Consider the following 6,061-nt stretch of genomic DNA (forward strand, 5'->3'; position numbering starts at 1 on the left):
GCCGGTTGTGGGGACTGACGTCTTCGCTGATGACAGACGACCGCACCGGGCTGACCGGCGTCCAGTACACCGCGCCGCTGCGCGAGGACATGCTGCGCGCGCTGAGCCAGTCCGAACCGCCCGACACCCGAAACGGATTGGCTCAGCAACGCCTGGCGGTGGTCGGCAAGACCATCAACGACTTGTTCGGCGCGGTGACGATCGTCAACCCCGGCGGCTCCTACACCCTGGCCACCGAGCACAGCCCGCTGCCGCTGGCGCTGCACAACGGCCTGGCCGTTCCGATCCGCGTGCGGCTGCACGTCGACGCGCCGCCGGGCATGAACGTCACCGACATCGGTCAGATCGAACTGCCCCCCGGTTACCTGCCGCTGCGCATTCCCGTCGAAGTGAACTTCACCCAACGCGTCGCCGTCGACGCCACCCTGCGCACCCCGGACGGTCTGCGGCTGGGCGAGCCGGTCCGGTTGTCGGTCCATTCCAACGCCTACGGCAAGGTCCTGTTCGCCATCACGCTGTCCGCGGCGGCGGTGCTGGTTCTGCTGGCCGGCCGGCGGCTGTGGCACCGCTTCCGTGGCCAACCCGACCGCGCCGACCTGGACCGCCCCGATCCACCCGACGCCCGGCACGCCGCCGCAGGCGAGGCGCGCGACGACCCCGACCACAGGGTGGATCAGGAGCACGTCGAAGAAGAGCACCGAGTATGACCCCCGCCTACCGGCAGGCGCAGCCCCAACACCGCCTGCCCGAGCCAGCCCGGCCTTCCCCGCCTTCCCGGGTGTCGGGCTCACCGCCGACCGGCCCGCTGCCGCCAGTCGCCGCCGAGATCGACCGGCGCCGGCCCGAGCTGTCGGACTCCGCGCTGGTCTCGCGGTCGTGGGCGATGGCGTTCGCCACGTTGATCAGCCGGCTCACCGGCTTCGCCCGCGTGGTGCTGCTGGCCGCGATCCTGGGTGCCGCGCTGTCCAGCGCATTCTCGGTGGCCAATCAGCTACCCAACCTGGTGGCCGCCCTCGTGCTGGAGGCGACCTTCACCGCGATCTTCGTGCCGGTGCTGGCGCGCGCCGAGCAGAGCGACCCCGACGGCGGCGCGGCCTTCGTGCGGCGCCTGGTCACGCTGACGACGGCGCTGCTGATTGTCGCCACCGCACTGTCGGTGCTGGCCGCCCCACTGCTGGTGCGGCTGATGCTGGGCCGCGCGCCGCAGGTCAACGAACCGCTGACCATCGCGTTCGCCTACCTGCTACTGCCCCAGGTCCTCGCCTACGGCCTGACCTCGGTGTTCATGGCGATCCTGAACACCCGCAACGTGTTCGGTCCCACGGCATGGGCACCGGTCGTCAACAACGTCGTCGCACTGATCACCCTGGCGATCTACGTGCTGGTTCCCGGTGAACTGTCCGTCGACCCCGTCCGCATGGGCAACGCCAAGCTGCTGGTGCTCGCCGTGGGCACCACCCTGGGCGTGTTCGCCCAAACCGGGCTGCTGCTGGTGGCACTGCGCCGCCAGCGTGTCGACCTGCGCCCGCTGTGGGGAATCGACCAGCGCCTCAAGCGCTTCGGCACCATGGCCGCCGCGATGGTGCTCTACGTGCTGATCAGCCAGCTCGGCCTGGTCGTGGGCAACCAGATCGCCAGCACCGCGGCGGCGTCGGGTCCCGCGATCTACAACTACACCTGGCTGGTGCTGATGCTGCCGTTCGGCATGATCGGCGTGACGGTGCTGACCGTGGTGATGCCGCGGCTGAGCCGCAACGCCGCCGCCGACGACACCAAGGCCGTGCTCGGCGACCTGTCCCTGGCCACCCGGCTGACGCTGATCACGCTTATCCCAATCGTGGCGTTCATGACCGTCGGCGGTCCCGCAATGGGCAGCGCCCTGTTCGCCTACGGCCACTTCGGGGACGTCGACGCCGGCTACCTGGGTGCCGCGATCACCCTCTCGGCCTTCACGCTGATCCCGTACGGGCTGGTGCTACTGCAGCTGCGGGTCTTCTACGCCCGCGAACAGCCGTGGACGCCGATCGTCATCATCCTCGTCATCACGGCCGTCAAGATCCTGGGCTCGGTGCTGGCGCCGCACGTCACCCACGACCCCAAGCTGGTGGCCGGTTTTCTGGGGCTGGCCAACGGCGCCGGCTTTCTGGCCGGCGCGGTCATCGGCTACGTGCTGCTGCGCCGCGCCCTGCTACCCGCCGGGGGCCACCTGATCGGTGCCGGCGAAGTCCGCACGATCCTGGTGACGCTCACCGCGTCCATGCTGGCCGGATTGATCGCCCACGTGGTCGACCGGCTGCTCGGACTGGATCAGCTCACCGCCCACGGCGGTGCCGGTTCCCTGCTTCGCCTGTTCGTGCTGGGGCTCATCATGCTGCCGATCATCGCCGCAGTCATGCTGCGCGCGCAGGTGCCCGAGGCGCGGGCAGCGCTGGATGCCCTGCGGTACCGCATCACCGGCCGCGGACCACGCCCGCGCAATCCCAGTGCGAAGGATCGATCGTCTCACCGGCGCCCCGTCACGTACCCTGAGCAGAGGAATTCATCCCCGCCTGGGGTAAATGCGGTCCAGGAGCCGATCCGGCGCAGGCCTCCGGAGCGGGCGAACCGAGCCCGGCAAGCGAAAGGACCGGAGGTGACCGACCGCCCGATGGAAAGCGCAGCCCCCAGCGCTGGATCTGGCGCGAGTTCCGGCACGCCACGGCCGCTCGCCGACGACTTCCAGCCGGACATCCCGGCCGAGGAGCCGCCCCGGTCCGCCCCGCGCCCCGCCGAACACGCCAATGGCGATATCCGCGGCGACGCCCGACGCGCACCGACGCCGTTCGAACCGCCGCGCGAGCGTTCGGCGGACACCGCGGGAGACGACGTGCACTTGGTCCCCGGTGCCCGGATCGCCGGCGGGCGGTATCGGCTGCTGGTGTTCCACGGCGGCGCCCCGCCGCTGCAGTTCTGGCAGGCGCTGGATACCGCCCTGGATCGGCAAGTGGCGCTGACGTTCGTCGACCCGGACGGCGCCCTGCCCGACGAGGTCCTCCAGGAGATCCTGTCGCGCACCCTACGGCTCAGCCGCATCGACAAACCCGGCATCGCCCGGGTCCTCGACGTGGTGCACACCGGCTCGGGCGGCCTGGTGGTCTCCGAGTGGATTCGGGGCGGTTCGCTGCAGGAGGTGGCCGACACCGCGCCCTCACCGGTGGGCGCCGTCCGAGCCATGCAGTCGCTGGCCGCCGCCGCCGACGCGGCACACCGCGCCGGTGTCGCGCTGTCGATCGACCACCCCAGCCGGGTGCGAGTCAGCATCGAAGGCGACGTCGTGCTGGCCTACCCCGCGACCATGCCCGAGGCCAACCCGCAAGACGACATCCGCGGCATCGGCGCGGCGCTCTACGCCCTGCTGGTCAATCGGTGGCCGCTGCTGGAGAGCGGGGTGCGCAGCGGACTCGCGGCGGCCGAACGCGACTCGGCCGGCAACCCCGTCGAGCCCATGTCCGTCGACCGCGATATCCCCTTCCAGATCTCCGCCGTCGCCGTCCGAGCGGTCCAAGAGGACGGCGGAATACGTAGCGCCTCAACGCTTTTGAACCTGCTCCAGCAGGCCACCGCGGTCGCCGACCGCACCGAGGTGCTCGGCCCGATCGACGATTCGCCCTCGCCGTCGGCGGCCCTGATCTCACCCGGTCAGGAGCAGGCGACCCTTGCGCGGCGGCGGCGCAACGTGCTCGTCGGGGTCGGCGCCGGCCTCGCCGTCATCGTGGTGGCCCTACTGGTGCTGGCGTCGATCGTGAGCAAGATCTTCGGCAATGTCGGTGGCGGCCTCAACAAGGATGAGCTGGGCCTCAACGGCCCCTCGTCGTCGTCCGCGTCGGCATCGTCGAGCGCCCCGCCCGCCGCCGCGGGCAGCGTCGTCAAACCGACCAAAGCGACGGTCTTCTCCCCCGACGGTGACGCCGACAACGCCGGGACGGCCGGGCAGGCCATCGACGGCGATCCCTCGACGGCCTGGGCGACCGAGGTCTACACCGACGCCGTTCCGTTCCCCAGCTTCAAGCAGGGCGAAGGGCTGATCCTGCAGCTGCCCAACCCCACCGTGGTCGGCCAGGTCACCATCGACACGCCCAGCAACGGGACCAAGGTGGAGATCCGCGCCGCGTCCTCGTCGTCGCCGTCCAGCCTCAACGACACGACCGTGTTGGCCCCGGCCTTCACGCTCAAGCCCGGCCACAACGTGATCCCGGTCCGGGCCGGCTCGCCGACATCGAATGTGCTGGTGTGGATCTCGACGCTGGGATCCACCAGCGGCAAGAGCCAGGCCGGATTTTCGGAGATCACGGTCCAGGCCGCGTCCTAATCCGCGGCGCTTGTCGGCCACTCACATCGACCCTTCCGAGTGAAGTGCCGGGCCATACGCAATTGGTTACTGTCCGGCCGTGGGCTTCGGAAGAAACGCCAAGCGTGAGCGCAGTGACGCCGAGCTGCTGGCAGCCCATGTGGCCGGCGACCGTTACGCATTCGGCGAGTTGTTCGGGCGTCATCAGCGGCACCTGCACCGGCTCGCCCGGCTGACGACTCGCACCCCGGAAGACGCGGAGGACGCGCTGCAGGACGCCATGCTCTCGGCACACCGCGGCGCCGGCGCGTTCCGGCACGACGCCGCCGTCGGCAGCTGGCTGCACCGCATCGTCGTCAACGCGTGTCTGGACCGGCTGCGCCGCACCAAAGCGCATCCGACCGTCCCGCTCGAAGACATCTATCCGGTCGCCGATCGCACGGCTCAGGTCGAGACCACGATGGCCGTGCAGCGCGCGCTGATGCGGCTTCCCGTCGAGCAACGGGCCGCGGTGGTGGCCGTCGACATGCAGGGCTATTCGGTCGCCGACACCGCCCGGCTGCTCGGCGTCGCCGAAGGCACGGTCAAGAGCCGCTGTGCGCGCGGACGGGTGCGGCTCGCCGAACTGCTGGGCTACCTCAACGCCGGCGCACACGCCCTGCCGGACACCGCCACCGGCCAGGGGCTGAACTAGCCGACCGAAGACCGCCGCAGCGGGCCACGCGTGGCCATCGCTGCGTGCATGACGGACACTGGGTCCGATGGATGTGGCGGGCGACGATGCGGCGGATCACCGCAATGCGGGATCGGACCCACCGCTGACCGTCGAACTCCTCGCCGACCTACAAGCCGGAATCCTCGACGACGCGGCCGCCGCCCGCGTCCGCCGGCAAATCCGCGCCGATCCGCACGCCGCCGGCGTGCTGGATGCCCTGAACCAGGTCCGCCGCGACGTCGCCGCCGTCGGCGCCGACCCCGATTCGGCGCCGGACCCTCCCCCTGAGGTGGTCGGCCGGGTTTCCGCGACGTTGCGCTCGGCGGGTCCCGGGTCCGGGGAATCGGCCGCGCCCCCCGCGCACACCGCCCGCCCACGCATCCGCCCTGGCCGCACCACCGCCGCAGCTGCCGGCCTGTGCGCGGTACTCGCCGCGATCGGCTTCGGCACCATCGCGCTCCTACACGCACCCGAACCCGCACCGGACACCCCCGGCGACATCCAGCACATCACGCTGTCGACCCGGCCGATGGAGATCCCGCTTTCGCAAAGCGACATCCTCGGCCTGCTCGACCGCAGCCCCGATTACGGCGCCCTCGGCGACCCGGCGCGGCGCGCCTCTTGCCTCACCGGCCTCGGCTATCCGGCATCCACGCAGGTCCTGGGTGCGCGACCGGTCCAGATCAACGCCCGCCCGGGCATCATTCTGGTGATCCCCGGTGACAGCCCCCACGTTCTGGCGGTGTTTGCGGTCTCCCCGAACTGCAGCGCGGCCGATACCGGGCTACTGGCCAACACCCAGGTCCCCCGGCCCTAGTGTGGTGCCATGGGTGGTGCGACACACCCGGGAACAGCCGTGCTTACGCTGGCGTTTACACAGTTCCAGAGACGATCGCTTGAAAGGTGTTCATGACCGCCGACGCTGTGCATGACGTGATCATCATTGGTTCGGGTCCTGCTGGGTATACCGCGGCGTTGTATGCGGCGCGGGCGCAGTTGGCGCCGGTGGTGTTTGAGGG

4 protein-coding genes and 1 pseudogene are annotated in these 6,061 nt (G+C 70.6%); all 5 read left to right on the plus strand.

What is annotated here, in order from left to right; all coding sequences use genetic code 11:
* A pseudogene (locus A9W96_RS22380) lies at window positions 1-707 on the plus strand (hypothetical protein); the annotation flags it as partial.
* Complete coding sequence (locus tag A9W96_RS22385) at window positions 704-4,348, plus strand: murein biosynthesis integral membrane protein MurJ (RefSeq protein WP_231999794.1); 3,645 nt, start codon at window positions 704-706, stop codon at window positions 4,346-4,348. The pseudogene A9W96_RS22380 and the gene A9W96_RS22385, both read left to right, overlap by 4 nt.
* Before the next feature lie 79 nt (window positions 4,349-4,427).
* Complete coding sequence (gene sigM, locus A9W96_RS22390) at window positions 4,428-5,021, plus strand: RNA polymerase sigma factor SigM (RefSeq protein ID WP_066877777.1); 594 nt, start codon at window positions 4,428-4,430, stop codon at window positions 5,019-5,021.
* Between the two features lie 67 nt (window positions 5,022-5,088).
* Complete coding sequence (locus A9W96_RS22395; RefSeq protein WP_067143167.1) at window positions 5,089-5,859, plus strand: hypothetical protein; 771 nt, start codon at window positions 5,089-5,091, stop codon at window positions 5,857-5,859.
* Window positions 5,860-5,951: 92 nt separating this feature from the next.
* Window positions 5,952-6,061: FAD-dependent oxidoreductase (locus A9W96_RS31685; protein WP_156752882.1), on the plus strand; the 110-nt coding region annotated here is incomplete at its 3' end.

The organism is Mycobacterium sp. 1245852.3 (assembly GCF_001669335.1).
GTDB lineage: Bacteria > Actinomycetota > Actinomycetes > Mycobacteriales > Mycobacteriaceae > Mycobacterium > Mycobacterium europaeum_A.

What these genes read in the sequence shown, in the direction of transcription:
- A9W96_RS22385 (WP_231999794.1), top strand. Translation starts at nt 704, where the DNA reads ATGACCCCCGCCTACCGGCAGGCGCAGCCCCAACACCGCCTGCCCGAG.
- A9W96_RS22395 (WP_067143167.1), top strand. Translation starts at nt 5,089, where the DNA reads ATGGATGTGGCGGGCGACGATGCGGCGGATCACCGCAATGCGGGATCG.